Here is a 16,158-nt window from a genome sequence, read left to right as displayed (position 1 = left end):
GCGGATTTTAAGGCGTCAGGCTGCTCGGAATTCCGGCACGCCGGCATCGCTGTCGAGCTCCGGAATGATCCGGTAGCGCGCGAGGATCAGGCTGAAAATACCGAAGAGGAGCAGGCCGATCGCGGTGATCGTGAAGATTGCGCCCTGTCCGGCAAGCTCGGCCAGCGCATCGCCCAGCGTGCGGATCTGCTGCGCGCCGCCGCTGCCGAAGCCGGCCTGAACGAGCGACCAGCCGACGATGCCGTAAACCACGCCGCGCGCGCAGAAGCCGGCGCCACCGAGCCAGCGCGTCGCATCGGGCGCCGCGCTCGAAATCCGGTTCATGAAGTCGCCGCTAAGGCCCTTCTTGAACTGCACCGCCGCGACGATGAAAAAGATGAGCCCGAGGATGCCGAGCACGGTGCCGCCGAACTCCATCGACAACACGCCCGACGCCGCCTGCTGCGCGCCGCCGCCCGAGCCGCCGCCGGAACCACCGCCACCCGAACCGCCGCTCGACGTGGCGAACTGAAAGGCGGAATAGGCAAGCGCGGCGTGACCGACCGCCGATCCGGCATGGCCGATCCGCTTGGCCCAGCCCTTGCCGTCCGAACCGTTATTCTCGATGTCGAACAGCGGTGAGCAAAGGCGGAAGAGCGCATAGCCGGCAAGGCCAATCACCATCAGCCACAGGATAGCGGTGCCCGCGGGAAAATCCTCGATCGCCTTGAAGACGCCGTCGGTGCCCTCGCTGATCGCCTGCGCACTGGTCAACGCGATGATGCCGATCATGGTGTAGAGGATAGCGCGGGCGAAATAGCCGGTGCGCACCAGCCAGTTGAACTTTTCGGACTTGTCGACCATCTGCAGGATTCCCTCTGGAGTGTTTCGCAGACCAACGGGACTTTCGAGTATCTGGTTCCGAGAAAAGGATAAACCTGCGATCGCTCCCGCTTCGCGGGCTCGCCGCGGTCAATCCGCGATGGGGACAGACGGGTCGCGGACCTCGATCAGGCCAACACTTTTCATCACCAGCACCAGCTCGTCGTCCTGGTTGTAGGCTTCCACCCGGCCATCCAGCAGACCCATCTCGGGCCGCGATTTGGAGCGGCGCTTGGACAGGGTCGTCGCTTCGCAGCGCAGAACGTCGCCGGGGAAGACGGGCTTTATCCATTGCAGCTTGTCGACGCCGGGCGAGCCGAGCCCCGCCTGTTTGATCGCGTGGAAATTGTCGACCATCATGCGCATCACCATCGATGCCGTATGCCACCCGCTCGCTGAAAGCCTGCCGAAGTAGGTTTGCGCGGCCGCTTCGTCATCGAGGTGAATCGGCTGTGGATCGTATTTCGAGGCAAATTCGATCACTTCCTCGCGCGTGACTTCGTAGCGGCCATAGGCGTTGACCTTGCCGACCTCGACATCCTCGAAATAGAAGCGATCGTCGGTTTTCACTGCGGGCGGCTCCTGCGTCAGACGTTGAACTTGAAGAGCATCACGTCGCCGTCCTGAACGAGATATTCCTTGCCCTCCTGGCGCATCTTGCCCGCTTCCTTCGCTCCGCTCTCGCCGTTCAATGCGATGTAATCGTCATAGGCGATGGTTTCTGCGCGGATGAAGCCTTTCTCGAAATCGGTGTGGATCTCACCCGCCGCCTGCGGCGCCTTCGCGCCTTCGGGGAAGGTCCAGGCGCGTGATTCTTTGGGGCCGGCGGTGAAGAAGGTCTTGAGCCCCAGCAGCTTGTACCCGGCGCGAATGACACGGGCGAGGCCGCTTTCTTCGAGGCCCAGTTCGGCGAGATATTCGGCTCGGTCCTCTTCCGGCATTTCGACCAGCTCGGCCTCGATCGCGGCGGAAACGACCACCGCCTGCGCGCCCTCGGCTTCGGCCTTGGCGAAGACCTGCTCGGACAGCGCATTGCCCTGCGCCGCGTCTTCTTCCGCGACGTTGCAGACATGGAGCACCGGCTTGGCGGTCAGCAGCTGCGCCTGCGCGAAGACGCGCGCTTCCTCTTCGCCCTCCGGTTGGACCAGGCGCGCGGGCTTGCCGTCCTTCAAAAGCTCGAGCGCCTGACCCAGCACGCTGGCGAGCACCTTTGCCTCCTTGTCGCCAGCCGTCGCGCGCTTTTCCGCGTTGGTGACGCGCTTTTCGAGGCTTTCGAGATCGGCGAGCATCAGCTCGGTCTCGACCACTTCGGCATCCGCAATCGGATCGACGCGGTTGGCGACATGCTGAATGTCGTCGTCCTCGAAACATCGCAGCACGTGAACGATCGCATCGACTTCGCGGATATTGCCGAGGAACTGATTGCCCAAACCCTCTCCCGCACTTGCGCCTTTTACGAGGCCGGCAATGTCGACGAAGCTAAGCTGCGTCGCGACGACCTTGGCGCTCTTTGCGATGGCGGCGATCTTCTCCAGCCGCTCGTCGGGCACCGCGACCTGGCCGACATTGGGCTCGATCGTGCAGAAAGGATAATTCGCCGCCTGCGCGGCCTGCGTTTCGGTGAGTGCATTGAACAGGGTGGACTTGCCAACATTGGGCAGGCCGACGATCCCGCATTTGAAACCCATAAAAGTTTTTTCCTGTATCGTGTTGCCGGGTCCGCCCAAAGCGGCGTCAACCGCGCCAGGGCGGGAAGCGGCGGTTCTCTCCGGCCCGGAAGAGGCAAATCTCGTTGCCCGCCGGATCGCGCAACCGCGCCTCGCGCCAACCCCAGCTTTGATCGGCCGGACCCGAATGGAAGTTCAGGCCCGCCCCTTCGAGCGCGGCGGCGGTTTCGTCAAGCGCGTCTATCTCGAAATAGACCACCGTCGTCGGCTCGCGCACCGCTTCGACCAGCTGGATCGAAAAGGTTTCGCCGGTCTCGGTTTCGAAGCGGACGTAGCGCGGCGGGGCGTCGACGATGAGATTGAGGCCCAGTTTGCGGTAGAAAGCGAGAGATGCGGCGTAATCCGTGCAGCCGACCGTGACCTGATTGAGGCGCATTACACGTTGTGCACCGCCTCGATCCACGGGCCGTAAGGCGATCCGCCCAACCACTTGACCTGCACCTTCGCGGCGACCTCGTTGATCGGCAGCTGCGGCTTATTGCCGGGATGAACCGCGCGGCGCAGGGGGCGGGTGCCCGGCGGCATGGCAATGATTTCCCCGATGGCGTTGGGGACGTCCATCGGATCGGCGGTGCGCCCGCTGCCGTCGGCATTGCCCATCCGCGCCACCAGTTCGGGATAGGCGGCGGCGCGCTCCTCGCTCATCCGCTGCTTCAATTCGCTCGCCAGTTGATTGCGATTGACCCAGACCTTCGTCGGATAGCCGCCCGGCTCGATCACGCAGACCTCGATCCCGTGCGGCACTAGTTCGTAGGCCATCGCCTCGCTCATCGCCTCGAGCGCGAATTTGGTCGGCGAGTAATGCCCGCTCGAAGGGACGATGACGCGGCCCAGCTGCGAGGAGATGTTGAAGATTATCCCGCGCCCGGCGGCGCGCATAGCTGGGAGGGCGGCGCGGCTCATGCGGTGGGGGCCGTAGACGTTGGTGTCGAAGATCAGCTTGGTCGCTTCCATGTCCTGAACCTCGATCGGCCCGGCATAGCCGATGCCGGCATTGTTCACGAGCACGTCGAGCGCACCGCCGGCGAGACGCCCCGCCTCGGCGACGCCGGCCGTCACCTGGTCGTCGGACATAACGTCGATCTCGATCACCGTGAGATCGAGGTTCTCGGCCGCCGCCAGCGCTTCGAGCTCGTCCGCCTCGACGCGCGGTAGATTGCGCATGGTGGCGAAGACCTTCGCACCTTTGCGCGCAAAATCCTCGGCCATCAGCCGACCGAAGCCCGAAGAGCATCCGGTGATGAGAACGCTGGTGCCCGACATGTCGGCGGGCGGGGCGTAGACATCGCGCTGCGCGAGCACGGCGGTGGCGGCGAGCGCGCCGGTTGCGGCGGCACCGGCGAGCAGGGTGCGGCGGTTGAGCTGTGGCATGGCGATCTCCTTTGTCCGGAGCGCGAGCCTAGCCGTCCTGCAACCTAAGCGCTACATCGCTCATGAAGCGCGCATCCTCGCCCTTGGCGAGCCATTCGGCTTCCGCGCTCAACGCGCCGAGCATCGCGACCAGATCGTCCTGCTCGGCCTTTGTATAATTGCCCAGGACATGGCCCGTGACGCGGTCCTTGTGCCCGGGATGGCCGATGCCTATCCGAACGCGGCGAAAATCGCTGCCCAGATGCTGGTCGATCGAGCGCAGGCCGTTGTGACCCGCCGTCCCGCCACCCTGTTTGACCTTCACCTTGAACGGCGCGAGATCGAGCTCGTCGTGGAAGACCGTAAGCGCACCGGTGCCCAGCTTGTAGAACCGGATCGCCTCTCCAACGCTGCGCCCGCTTTCGTTCATGAAGGTCGCGGGCTTCAACAGCAGCACCTTCGCGCTGCCGATCCGCCCTTCCTGCGCCCAACCGGAGAATTTCTTCTGCACCGGCCCGAAGCCGTGCATCTCGGCAATGACGTCCATCGCCATGAAACCGACATTGTGCCGGTGAAGCGCGTATTTCGGGCCAGGATTGCCGAGGCCAGTCCAGATCTGCATGGGGCGCTCCTGCCAATGCCTCACGCCGCGTCAAGACGCGGGCGTGGTTTCGTCCCCGCTTGCCGCGCGCAGCAATTGCGCGCTGATTGCGGCGGCAGGCGCATCGCCGCTGACCGCTACTGCGACCACGATATCTTCTTCCGGTGAATAGATAACCGCCGTATTGATGCCGGGCATTCCTCCGAGATGCCCCAGGTAATAGCTCTCGCCACCTGGCGGATCGAGATCGAACAATTGAACCCCCAGGCCATAGTAGTTGTCGCCGTCTGGGAAGGGGTGAAGGTATTCGAACATCAGATCGAGGCTGTCCTGCGAGACGACCTTACCGGCTAGAAAGTCGCGCCAGAAGCGCACCATGTCGTGTGCCGTGCCTGCTATCGGTCCAGCCGCGCCGGGCGCGTCGACGGGCAGGGGTTCACCCTGTGCGGGCCTAGCCTCGACGATCCGTTTATCACCTCGTCCCGAACCGGTGTCGTCGACGACGATAAGCCTATCGAGTTCAAGCGGCACGATCGTGCGCTGCGCGATAACTTCGCGCCACGGTCGGCCCGTAACCCGTTCCAGAACCTTCGCGAGGATCGCATAGCCGGAATTGGAATAGGCAAAATCCCCGCCCGGACAATTCAGCGGCCCTGCCTCGCGGAGAAGTGTCATCTCCTCCTCGAGTGTTTCGGGCCGTTTGGCGCGCTTCAGCGCGACGAGGGCCTGCACATTGGGCAGTCCCGCCGTGTGGCCGAGCAGGTCGCGGATAGTCGCAACATCGCCATTCGGTACGCCGGGGACAAAAGCCGAAATCGGATCTTCGAGCGAAAGCGCGCCTTCCTCGGCAAGTTGCATAACGGCGCTGGCGGTAAAGGTCTTGCCCACACTCGCCCATTGAAAGAGGGCGGCATCGTCTGCGCCCGATGTCCGGCTCCAAACCTTTCCACCAGGATAGCTGACTGCCACCGCAATTGCAGCGTTAGCAAAGGCCAGTTCCGCGCGGGCCATGACTTGTTCGAGACCATCGGTCTCGCTGTGTCCGCTCAGGGGATTGTCGGACAGTGGGAATTCGACAGGTGCGTGGCGCGGCGGGCCCTCATAGTGACAGGCGGACCCAGCGCTCAATGCAGCGGCCATGTAGATCGTGAACATGCAACATCCAAGGTGAGGCGGACGGGAGCGCGCGATTCATTGTCACCGCGCGTAGCCCGACGCGTCCTATGGCCAGCTTTCGAGAAGCGACATAGAGCTTCGATGAACAGCCAAGCACCACCGATCGCGGGCGCCGCGTTCGGGGTGACTTATGAAAAACGCCGGACTGGTTTCCCAGCCCGGCGCCTTGGTGATTGCGTTCGCGGGAAGCTTACTCGCCCTCGGGCGCCTTGTCTTCCTGCTCCTGTGCGGCATCGTCGTCCGGACCCTGTTCGGTCGCGGCCACGCCGTCTGCGGGGACTTCCTCTTCGTCGCCTTCCTCTTCGCTCTTCTTGAGCGCGGACGGGGCGACGAGCGTTGCGATCGTGTAGTCGCGATCCGTGATCGCGCTTACGCTGCCTTCGGGCAGGTTCACTTCGCTGATATGGATCGAATCGCCGACTTCCTTGCCCTCGACCGAAAGCTCGATCTCGCCGGGGATCTTGTCGGCTTCGCAGATCAGGTCGAGCTCGTGGCGCACGACGTTGAGGACGCCGCCCTTCTTGAGGCCGGGCGACAGCTCTTCGCCGGTGAAGACCACGGGGATCGAGACCTCGACCTTGGCATCGCGCGCCAGGCGGAAGAAATCCGCGTGCATCGGGCGATCGGTGATCGGGTGCAGAGCGACATCCTTGGGCAGCGTGCGGACGGTCTTGCCGCCGACTTCGATCTTCACGATCGAGTTCATGAAGTGGCCGGTCATCAACTGACGGACCAGTTCCTTCTCCTCGACATGGATCGGCGTGGGATTGTCCTTGCCGCCATAGATAACGGCGGGAACCCGACCTTCGCGGCGAAGTGCACGGGAGGCTCCCTTGCCTGCCCGTTCGCGCGCTTCGGCGGGCAAAGTAAGAGCATCGCTCATGACATTGACCTTTCGAAAACGTGATTGATATGTCTTTCGGCTCTGCCCCGCCTCCAGGGATGACCAGGGCGCCGAAGGGCGAGGCTCATAGCGCGCTCGCGGGAAAGTTCAACTTATTGTTGCGGTGAAGGCGTGGCGGCCCGTCCTCCCGGGGAAGGACGGGCCGGGCGCGTTCGGGAGATTCTCGCTTGGGTCTTACTGGACCCGCACGGTCTCGATATCGCGCTCGCTCAGATAGGCCTGTACGCTCTTGTCGCCCGCCAGGTGACCGGCGCCGACCGCGACGAAGACGGTGCCCGGCGTCGTGTCGAGCCGCTCGTCGATCCACTGCGCCCAGGCTGCGTTCCTCGCATAGAGCAGCGCTTCGGCGAGAGCGGGATCGTCCATATTGGCGTTCATCACCTCGGCCAGAGCTACGGGGTCGCCCTGCGCCCATTCGCCGACCATCTCATCGAGCGTGGTCTTGGCTTCCGGCATGGCTTCGACCGCTTCCATCAGGAACTCGATCTGCTTGTCGGTCGGCAGATTGTCGAAGATGCCGAGCTGGAATTCGGGCGTTTCGAGCGCCTCCTTGGCGCGATCGCCGGATTTGGCGATGATCACCTTGTCGACGCCCGAATTTGGATCGTAACCGGCCTGCATGACCGGCACCATGGTGAGGGTAAGACCCGCCATCCACGGCTCCAGCTGGTCGAAGGCGGCAGGCGGTGCGCCGATGCTGGCGACGCCCGCCTCGTAGGCGGCTGCCTGCTCTTCGGTCAGCAGCGAGCGCAGGGTGGTGCCATCGGTAAAGACGCCGCGGCTCATGGCGAGCTGCTGCATCGCCGCTTCGCTCGCCGGGTCCATCAACAGCTCGGTGACGACCGTGTCCGAGGCCATCAGCGCCTCGTCGATCTCGGCATCGTACCATTCGAGATCGGCGGGCAGGACGTGGACCGTGCCGAAGAGGTAAATGGTCGTGTCCTCGTCGGAGACCTTCCAAAGGGCAGGGCCTTCGGGGCCGCTCGGCAGCGCGGTGGCGGTGGCGCTTTCCTGCGCTGCCATGTGGGCCGCATGTTCGTCTGCGCTGTGCGAGGCGTGGTCGGCATGGCCGGAATGGTCCTGTGCGGCCAGCGGTGCGGTGCTGAGTGCGAGAGCTGCGGCGGTGAGGGTAAGCATGTTGCGCAATTTCATGGGATAGTTCCTTTCAGGGGTAAGTCTCTAGTCGTAATATATGACAGCGGGTTGAACGAAGGGGCAAGCCGTGTGTGCCGGCTAGCCGCGCAGTTTGGCGCCGACGAAGGTGACCAGCATGCCGCCAAAAGCGAGCAGGAAGACACCGAACGCATCGGGCGGAGGCAGAAACCCGCCCGCATAAAGCGCCACCCAGATCGGGAAGCCCGCGAGCACGGCAAGACAACCGCCGGTAAAACCGATCAGATTCTGCTGGCGCTTGTAATCGTCGATCTGGCTGAAGCCCCACAGCGGCAATGCGAGGAAGGCCGCTGCAAGCGCGATCGCGAGACCGATCGAGGCCGCGGGCGAGAGCTTCAGTTGTTCCCAGTTGCCCGCGAACAGATCGCCGTCGCCCTGGTCGAAGAAGCCGGTGAAGTAGCCTATCAACAGGCCGGCCAGGGCGGCAACCAATGCATAGCCTATCTGCCGCCGCTGACGCTGACGCGTGCGCGCTTCGCCGGGGGAGAGTTCGCTCTTGTCGGTCATGCGTTTTCTCCATCGTCGAAAATCTCCTCGATCCGCATCTCGAACAGGCGCGCGATGCGAAAGGCGAGGGGGAGGGAGGGGTCGTGCTTGCCGGTCTCGATCGCGTTGACCGCCTGGCGCGAGACGTCGAGCCGCCCGGCCAGCTCGGCCTGGCTCCAGTCGCGCTCGGCGCGCAGCACTTTGAGGCGGTTCTTCATGCGCTCAAAGGCCGAGGGCCGTGGTGGTCTTCGCAAGGACATTGCCGACGGCAAAGCCGGCCATGCCGAGCAGAACGTAGGCCTGCCAGCGCTTCATGGAGATCGTGTCGGTGAGGTTTTTCATGGCAGTCGTCCTTAGCTTGCGGCGATGATGTAGAGCTGAAGCTCGATAAAGATGCCCCAGATCACATCGGTTGCGTGGGTCGCCCGGTTGGCGCGGCAGGTTCGGAGTCGTGGGAGCATCACGTGGGTCTCCCAGCTTCGGTGCGTCAGTCAGGCGAGGACGACAGGGGCTAGGGTCGCGATAATCCCTGAAATGCCGCTGGTGTCATCGGCGGCGATGGGGCTGACCAGAATGGCGGTCGTCAGCAATGCGGCGAGGGCGGCGGTGAGGTGTTTCATCTTGAAGTCTCCTGGGGAGGAAGAAGGTTTGCGGTAGTCGTGACAACCTTCCGATATGTCAGGTTGTGCTGACTATATGTAGTGATTCGCTGACATATCAATATGACCTGACATTTGGTCATATTTACCTTCCAGATGACCCCACGAAACCCGTCCCGAAGGCGCGCATGCCCGGGCGTTTCCCGCGCCTTTCGCTCACGGTCGCGCCCCCCTCGGTCGTTGACCCTTCTGACCCCATCGGCCATGGCCCCCTTCGAAATGAATCCCGACACGAATCCCGTCCCCCGAACACCGCCGATCGATCCGCACTCCGACACCGCGGTGCCTATGCGTAATCCCTCGCGCTCGTTCCAGGACATGATCCTGACGCTGCACGACTTCTGGTCGGCGGCGGGCTGCGTCATTCTCCAGCCCTACGACATGCGCATGGGGGCCGGGACGTTTCACACCGCGACGACCCTACGCGCTCTCGGCCCGGAGCCGTGGAACGCCGCCTTCGTGCAGCCGTGCCGCCGCCCGACCGATGGGCGCTATGGCGAGAACCCCAACCGGCTCCAGCATTACTATCAGTATCAGGTGATCCTGAAGCCCAGCCCCGCCGACATTCAGGAGCTCTACCTCGCCAGCCTTGCCGCGATCGGCATCGATCCCCTGAAGCACGACATCCGCTTCGTCGAGGACGATTGGGAAAGCCCGACTTTGGGCGCTTGGGGCCTTGGATGGGAAGTCTGGTGCGACGGGATGGAAGTCACCCAGTTTACCTATTTCCAGCAAATGGGCGGCTTCGATTGTAAACCGGTCGCCGGCGAGCTCACCTACGGGCTCGAGCGGCTCGCGATGTATATCCAGGGCGTCGACAGCGTCTACGAGCTCGACTTCAACGGGCGCGGCGTCTCCTATGGCGAAGTGTTTCTCGAGAACGAGAAGCAGATGTCGAAATGGAACTTCGAGGTCGCGGAAACCGACGCTTTGTTCGACCTCTTTGCCAAGGCCGAGGCGGAATGCCAGAATGCATTGGAAGCCGATGTTCCCATCGCGGCTTACGAACAGGCCATCGAGGCGAGCCATATCTTCAACCTCTTGCAGGCGCGCGGCGTAATCAGCGTGCAGGAACGCGCCAGCTACATGGGCCGCGTGCGCGACCTGGCGCGCGGTTCCTGCGAGAGATACGCCCAGCTGATTGCTCCTGAATGGGCGGAGAAGTATCCGGAGTGGACGCTGTGACGATGCGCTGCCCCATAAACCCGCTCGCCCTGAGCTTGTCGAAGGGCCGTTCTTCACTTTCGGCGTCGAACTTGAAGAAAGTACGGTGCTTCGACAAGCTCAGCACGAGCGGAGTTTGGAATGGCTGACTTCCTCCTCGAACTCCGCTCCGAAGAAATCCCTGCGCGCATGCAGGCCGGCGCGCGCAAGGAACTCGAAAAGCTTTTCCGCCGTGAGATGGAAGTGGCAGGCGTTGCGGTCGGCGACCTCACCATCTGGTCCACCCCGCGCCGTCTTGCGCTGATTGCGCGCGGCCTTCCGCTTGAGACCGAAGCGGTGCGCGAGGAGGCCAAGGGGCCGCCGGTCGGCGCGCCGGACAAGGCAATCGAGGGCTTCTGCCGCAAGAACGCCATCACGACCGACCAACTCGAAGAGCGCGAGGTCAAAGGCCGTGCAACCTATTTTGCGGTGATTGAGAAGCCGGGGCAGTCCGTCAGCGACCTCCTCGCCGCCGCGATCCCGGCGATCATCCGCGACTTCTCCTGGCCCAAATCGATGCGCTGGGGCGAGGCCTCGATCAGCAGCGAGAGCACGCGCTGGGTGCGCCCGCTCTCCGGCATCGTCGCGCTGCTCGATGGCGAAGTCGTCCCTATCGTGACCGAGGGCCTCGCCAGCGGCCGCGAGACGATGGGTCACCGCTTCCACCACAAAGGCAGCATCGCCGTCACCGATGCCGACAGCTACGCCGCGCAATTGCGCGAGGCCCACGTCATCGTCGATCATGCCGAGCGCGAGGACGGAATCCGCGAAAGCGCGCGCACAGCCGCGCAGGGGGCCGGGCTCGTTCTGGTCGAGGATGAGGGGCTGGTGATCGAGAATGCCGGCCTCACCGAATGGCCCGTGCCGCTGCTCGGGCACTTCGACGAGGATTTTCTCGACGTGCCGCCCGAAGTCATCCAGCTCACCGCGCGGGTGAACCAGAAATATTTCGTATGCGAGGAAGCCGCGAATGACGGCCAAAACCGCCTCGCCAACGCCTTCATCTGCACCTCGAATATCGAGGCGGTCGATCCGGCGGTGGTGGTCGACGGCAATCGCAAGGTCCTAGCCGCAAGGTTGGCGGATGCGCGCTTCTTCTGGGAGCTCGATCAGAAGACTCCGCTTGAAGAACACGTTAAGGGGCTGGAGCGGATCACCTTCCATGAGAAGCTGGGCACGGTCGCCGACAAGGTCGACCGCGTGGCGAAGCTCGCGCGGTGGCTGGTGGAGGAAGGGATTGTGACGGCAAAGCGAGTCCCAGCGCAGGCTGGGACCTCGTCCGACGAAGCGCCAGACAGCGGGAGGTCCCAGCCTGCGCTGGGACTCACACGTGAGGAATTGGCCAACCTTGCCGAACAGGCCGCGCGGCTCGCCAAGGCGGATCTTGTCAGCGAGATGGTCGGCGAATTCCCCGAATTGCAGGGCCTAATGGGCGGCTATTACGCCGAAAAGGAAGGCCTGCCGATCGAGGTCTCCGACGCGATCTGCGATCACTACAAGCCGGTTGGGCAGGGCGATGAAGTGCCCACTGAGCCGGTGACGGTGGCGGTATCGCTGGCAGATAAGCTGGATACGCTGGTGTCGTTCTTTGCGATCGATGAAAAGCCAACGGGGTCGAAGGATCCGTTCGCTTTGCGGCGTGCGGCGATTGGAGTGATCCAGCTGATCGACGCCAACAAGCTTCGCCTTAATCTTTCTGCCGTTCGCCCTGAGCTTGCCGAAGGGCCGTCCTTCACTTCCGGCGCTGCTCGCGAAGAAAAAGACGGTGATTCGACAAGCTCAGCACGAACGGTTGAGGGAATTGGACTCCTCGATTTCTTCGCCGACCGCCTCAAAGTCCAGCAGCGCGAGGCGGGCGTCCGTCACGACCTTATCGACGCGGTGTTTGCGCTTGGCGGAGAGGACGATCTCGTCCGCCTGCTCGCTCGCGTCCATGCGCTGCAATCCTTCGTCGAGACCGAGGATGGCGAAAACCTGCTCGCAGGCTACAAGCGCGCGGCGAATATTCTGAAGAAAGAGGGCTATGAGCGCGCCCCCGCGCAGGCGGGGGCCCAGAGCGGCCAGGCCGAAGCCGACCAACTGGGTCCCCGCCTGCGCGGGGACGCGGAGATTGAGCACACCGGCGAGGAAGATCCGCTGGCCCTCGTAGGCCAGCCTGAATTCGATGCTGCAATCCGCGCTGCGCAGAACCCGTCCGGCACAGACCTTTCCTACTCGCCCGAACCGGCCGAAAAGGCGCTGATCGACGCGCTGGCCGAGGCGCAGCCGCAGGCGGCGCGGGCCATTGAGACGGAAGACTTCGAGGCCGCCATGGCCGCGCTCGCTTCGCTCCGGCTTCCGATCGATGCCTTTTTCGACGAGGTGACGGTGAATGACGACAATCCCGACAAACGCAGCCGCCGTCTCGCACTCCTTGCACGCTTTCGCGATGCCGTTCACCGCGTCGCCGATTTCAGCCGGATCGAGGGGTGAGGTTTTCACCGCTAGGACCGTGTTCCATGTGTTCCATCCTGTAGGACTTCAAGCATGACCAAGACCGTCTACACCTTCGGCGGCGATGCGCCCCATGACGACCCCCGCCAGGGCGACAAGACGATCACGGGCGGGAAGGGCGCGAACCTTGCCGAGATGGCGAGCATTGGGCTGCCGGTCCCGCCGGGCTTCACGATCACGACCGAGGAGTGCCTCACCTACCTCGCGGGCGAGAAGGGCTTCTCCGACGGTCTGCGCAGCGCGGTCGCCGATGCGGTCGCTCACATCGAGCGCGCGACCGGCAAGCGCTTCGGTGATGCATCGCCCGACGGGCCGGGGCCGCTGCTTGTCTCGGTGCGATCGGGCGCGGCGATCTCGATGCCGGGCATGATGGACACGGTGCTGAACCTCGGCCTCAACGACGAGACGGTTGAAGGGTTGGCCGCGACAAGCACAGACGAGCGCTTCGCCTGGGACAGCTATCGACGGTTCATCCAGATGTATGGCGACGTGGTGCTCGGCGTCAATCACGGGCTGTTCGAGGAAGCGCTCGAGATCGTGAAGGAAGACAACGGCTACTACGCCGACACCGAGCTCAGCGCCGAGGAATGGCGCACGTTGGTGGACGAATACAAGAGCATCGTGGCTAGCGAACTGGGCGAGCCGTTCCCGCAGGACCCGCACGAGCAGCTCTGGGGCGCGATCGGCGCGGTGTTCGACAGCTGGGACACCGAACGCGCCAAGATCTACCGGCGGTTGAACGACATCCCGCACGACATGGGCACCGCGGTCAACGTGCAGGCGATGGTGTTCGGCAATATGGGCGATACCAGCGCCACCGGCGTCGCCTTCACCCGCGACCCTTCGACTGGCACGCGGCGCTACTATGGCGAGTACCTGATCAACGCGCAGGGCGAGGACGTGGTCGCGGGGATCCGCACGCCGCAATACCTCACGAAGGTCGCTCGCGAGGAAGCCGGGGCCAAGCCGCTCTCGATGGAAGAGGCGCTGCCCGACGCTTACGGGGAGCTGGCGCGCGTCTTCGACCTGCTCGAAGGCCACTACAAGGACATGCAGGACATCGAGTTCACCGTCGAGCGCGGAAAGCTCTGGATGCTCCAGACCCGCACCGGCAAGCGCACCGCGAAGGCCGCGCTCAAGATGGCGGTGGACATGGAGGGCGAGGGGCTGATCACGCGCGAGGAGGCGGTCGCGCGCATCGACCCGATGGCGCTCGATCAGCTGCTCCACCCGACGCTCGACCCGGAGGCGGAGCGCAACGTGCTGACCAAAGGCCTGCCGGCATCGCCCGGGGCGGCGGCGGGCAAGATCGTGCTCGATGCCGACACCGCCGAGCAATGGGCGAACCGCGGCGACAAGGTGATCCTGGTGCGGGTAGAGACCAGCCCCGAGGACATCCACGGCATGCATGCCGCGCAAGGGATACTGACCGCGCGCGGCGGAATGACGAGCCACGCGGCGGTGGTCGCGCGCGGGATGGGACGCCCCTGTGTATCGGGAGCGAACGGCATCTCGATCGACCGCACCGAGCGCACCCTCCGCATCGGCTCACGCGAGATGAAGGAAGGCGACGAGGTGACGCTGGACGGCGGAACGGGCGAGGTCATGCTCGGCATCGTCCCCACCGTCGACCCGGAGCTCGAAGGCGATTTCGGCGTGCTGATGGAATGGGCGGACGCGCTTCGCCGCATGAGGGTGCGCACCAATGCCGAGACGCCCGAGGATTGCCGCATGGCGCGCTCCTTCGGCGCGGAAGGGATCGGGCTGTGCCGGACAGAGCACATGTTCTTCGACGCCTCGCGGATCCGGGCGGTGCGGCAGATGATCCTTGCCGAGGACGAGGCCGGGAGGCGCGGCGCGCTCGATCAGCTGCTGCCCGAACAGCGCGCCGACTTCGCCGCGATCTTCGAGACGATGGCAGGGCTGCCCTGCACGATCCGCCTGCTCGATCCGCCGCTGCACGAGTTCCTGCCGACCCAGGCGAGCGAATTCGAGGAGCTCGCCGATGCGACGGGGCTGGGCGTCGATCACCTAAAACGGCGAGCGGGCGAATTGCATGAGTTCAACCCGATGCTCGGCCATCGCGGGTGCCGTCTGGGGATCACTTTCCCCGAAATCTACGAGATGCAGGCGCGCGCGATCTTCGAAGCGGCCTGCAATGTGAAGGCCTCGTCGGGCGAAGCGCCGCTGCCCGAGATCATGATCCCGCTGGTTGCGACCAGGCGCGAGCTCGAGTTGTTACGCGCATTGGTCGATCGGATCGCGGATCAAGTGTTCGAGGAGAAGGGCATCAGGCTAGACTACCTTGTCGGCACGATGATCGAACTGCCGCGCGCTGCGTTGATGGCCGGGGAGATTGCGGAAGAAGGCGCCTTCTTCAGCTTCGGCACCAACGATCTTACGCAGACGACCCTGGGTGTCAGCCGCGACGATGCGGGCCGCTTCCTCGGCCCCTACGTGGAGAAGGGTATCTTCGCGCGCGATCCCTTCGTCAGCCTCGATATCGATGGGGTCGGGCAGTTGGTCGAGATGGCGGCGGAGAACGGGCGGCGGGTGCGGCCCGACATCAAGCTCGGCATTTGCGGCGAGCATGGCGGCGACCCGGCGAGCATCGCTTTCTGCGAAAGTGTCGGCCTCGATTACGTCAGCGCCTCGCCCTACCGTGTGCCGATCGCAAGGCTCGCGGCGGCTCAGGCGGCGTTGAAGGCGCGCGAGGGCTAGCGCCAGCCGGTCAACACAAGGATCTCGAAAGTCTCGGTGACCTTGCCGTCCTCGCCGCGCAGCTCGTCGAACGCCGCCTCGGCGCGGGCGAGCCAGGCGCGGTCGAGCGGCGGCGCAGAGGTGGCGAGCGAGCGCGTCAGGCCCACATCGCGCAGGTCGGAGACGAGCGAGCCGAGCGAGGAAAACCGCACCCGGATCGCGAAGGTGTCGACAACCTGGCGCGCGAAACCAGCGCGTTGCAGCAGCCCGGTGGCGGCGCGATTGTCAACCAGCGGATGCATGCGCGGCGCGGGCCTGTCGCCATCGCCGGCAAGCGCGATGGCGCGCAGGGCAGGGCACGAGCCGGCGCCGGGAAAGGCGGAGACGAACAGTCCGCCACCGCGAAGAGCATGGCGCGCATGGATCAGGGCGCCGGGCAGATCGTTCACCACGCCGAGCCCCATGAGGTGCACCGCCAGATCGACCGGCTCGGCAGACCACGGCGCTTCCTCGTCGAACTCCCCCAGACGCGTCGTCAGCAGATCGGCTTCGGGCATCCGCGCCGCCAGCTGCCCCGTCGCATCGCCGACGATCAGTGCGCGGGCAGGGTCGAAGCGCATGAACGCGAGCCGCTCGCCCACTTCCTCGGCCAATGCTTCGTGCAGATAGGCCGCGCTGCCCTGCTGCGAAAGGCGATCGCGCGCCCGCGCCCACTTCGCCTTTGCCGACGACCGGGCGAAGATCTGCGGAACCCGTGCGGGGGGAGGGGAGGAGAACGCCACGGCCCAGGTCCCTGCCGCGCTTGCCTGCACATGGCAAGGCGTG

General features: G+C 64.5%; 16 protein-coding genes. 3 read left to right on the top strand and 13 right to left on the bottom strand.

Features of this window, described 5'->3' with window-relative positions; all coding sequences use genetic code 11:
• Positions 1-15 precede the first annotated feature (15 nt).
• The 12 genes from V2I30_RS08085 to V2I30_RS08030 all read right to left on the bottom strand — a co-directional run bounded on the left by V2I30_RS08085 (position 16) and on the right by V2I30_RS08030 (position 8,898).
• Positions 16-843, bottom strand: a complete 828-nt coding sequence (locus V2I30_RS08085) for a DUF1206 domain-containing protein (RefSeq protein WP_330661606.1) — start codon at positions 841-843, stop codon at positions 16-18.
• 108 nt (positions 844-951) lie between these two features.
• A complete protein-coding gene (locus V2I30_RS08080; RefSeq protein WP_330661605.1) occupies positions 952-1,431 on the bottom strand; it encodes a MaoC family dehydratase in 480 nt (159 codons plus the stop codon).
• A 17-nt stretch (positions 1,432-1,448) separates the two neighbouring features.
• The gene (gene ychF / locus V2I30_RS08075; RefSeq protein ID WP_330661604.1) at positions 1,449-2,549 is read right to left on the bottom strand and encodes a redox-regulated ATPase YchF; all 1,101 of its coding nucleotides are present in this window, start codon (positions 2,547-2,549) and stop codon (positions 1,449-1,451) included.
• Positions 2,550-2,595: 46 nt separating this feature from the next.
• Positions 2,596-2,964, bottom strand: a complete 369-nt coding sequence (locus V2I30_RS08070; protein WP_330661603.1) for a VOC family protein — start codon at positions 2,962-2,964, stop codon at positions 2,596-2,598.
• Positions 2,964-3,959: an SDR family oxidoreductase gene (locus tag V2I30_RS08065; RefSeq protein ID WP_330661602.1), complete on the bottom strand. Its 996-nt coding sequence runs from the start codon at positions 3,957-3,959 to the stop codon at positions 2,964-2,966. The genes V2I30_RS08070 and V2I30_RS08065 overlap by 1 nt, the downstream gene beginning before the upstream one ends.
• 28 nt (positions 3,960-3,987) lie before the next feature.
• Positions 3,988-4,560, bottom strand: a complete 573-nt coding sequence (pth, locus tag V2I30_RS08060; RefSeq protein ID WP_330661601.1) for an aminoacyl-tRNA hydrolase — start codon at positions 4,558-4,560, stop codon at positions 3,988-3,990.
• A 30-nt stretch (positions 4,561-4,590) separates the two neighbouring features.
• The gene (locus V2I30_RS08055; RefSeq protein WP_330661600.1) at positions 4,591-5,694 is read right to left on the bottom strand and encodes a serine hydrolase domain-containing protein; all 1,104 of its coding nucleotides are present in this window, start codon (positions 5,692-5,694) and stop codon (positions 4,591-4,593) included.
• A gap of 211 nt (positions 5,695-5,905) precedes the next feature.
• The gene (locus tag V2I30_RS08050; protein ID WP_330661599.1) at positions 5,906-6,598 is read right to left on the bottom strand and encodes a 50S ribosomal protein L25/general stress protein Ctc; all 693 of its coding nucleotides are present in this window, start codon (positions 6,596-6,598) and stop codon (positions 5,906-5,908) included.
• Positions 6,599-6,793: 195 nt separating this feature from the next.
• A complete protein-coding gene (locus tag V2I30_RS08045) occupies positions 6,794-7,771 on the bottom strand; it encodes a TraB/GumN family protein (protein ID WP_330661598.1) in 978 nt (325 codons plus the stop codon).
• A gap of 81 nt (positions 7,772-7,852) precedes the next feature.
• The gene (locus tag V2I30_RS08040) at positions 7,853-8,299 is read right to left on the bottom strand and encodes a hypothetical protein (RefSeq protein WP_330661597.1); all 447 of its coding nucleotides are present in this window, start codon (positions 8,297-8,299) and stop codon (positions 7,853-7,855) included.
• Complete coding sequence (locus V2I30_RS08035) at positions 8,296-8,496, bottom strand: helix-turn-helix transcriptional regulator (protein ID WP_330661596.1); 201 nt, start codon at positions 8,494-8,496, stop codon at positions 8,296-8,298. Before V2I30_RS08035 ends, V2I30_RS08040 begins: the two co-directional genes overlap by 4 nt.
• A 273-nt stretch (positions 8,497-8,769) precedes the next feature.
• A complete protein-coding gene (locus tag V2I30_RS08030) occupies positions 8,770-8,898 on the bottom strand; it encodes a hypothetical protein (RefSeq protein WP_330661595.1) in 129 nt (42 codons plus the stop codon).
• Between the two features lie 327 nt (positions 8,899-9,225).
• Between V2I30_RS08030 and V2I30_RS08025 the strand changes: the two genes are divergently transcribed.
• From V2I30_RS08025 to ppdK, 3 genes are all read left to right on the top strand, one after another.
• Positions 9,226-10,122, top strand: a complete 897-nt coding sequence (locus V2I30_RS08025) for a glycine--tRNA ligase subunit alpha (RefSeq protein ID WP_330661594.1) — start codon at positions 9,226-9,228, stop codon at positions 10,120-10,122.
• A gap of 120 nt (positions 10,123-10,242) precedes the next feature.
• Positions 10,243-12,612, top strand: a complete 2,370-nt coding sequence (gene glyS, locus V2I30_RS08020; protein WP_330661593.1) for a glycine--tRNA ligase subunit beta — start codon at positions 10,243-10,245, stop codon at positions 12,610-12,612.
• A 54-nt stretch (positions 12,613-12,666) separates the two neighbouring features.
• Positions 12,667-15,354 carry a pyruvate, phosphate dikinase gene (gene ppdK, locus V2I30_RS08015; protein WP_330661592.1) on the top strand — a complete coding sequence of 896 codons (2,688 nt, stop codon included), beginning with the start codon at positions 12,667-12,669 and terminating at the stop codon, positions 15,352-15,354.
• On the opposite strand, the gene V2I30_RS08010 is transcribed toward ppdK, so the two are convergent.
• On the bottom strand, positions 15,351-16,115 hold the full coding sequence (locus tag V2I30_RS08010) for a methyltransferase (protein ID WP_330661591.1): 765 nt from the start codon (positions 16,113-16,115) through the stop codon (positions 15,351-15,353). The genes ppdK and V2I30_RS08010 overlap by 4 nt on opposite strands.
• Positions 16,116-16,158 lie beyond the last annotated feature (43 nt).

This window comes from Erythrobacter sp. (assembly GCF_036351135.1).
Taxonomy (GTDB): Bacteria; Pseudomonadota; Alphaproteobacteria; order Sphingomonadales; family Sphingomonadaceae; genus Erythrobacter.
Note: the sequence above shows the minus strand (reverse complement) of the source record. Positions and strands in the feature narration are given on the sequence as shown.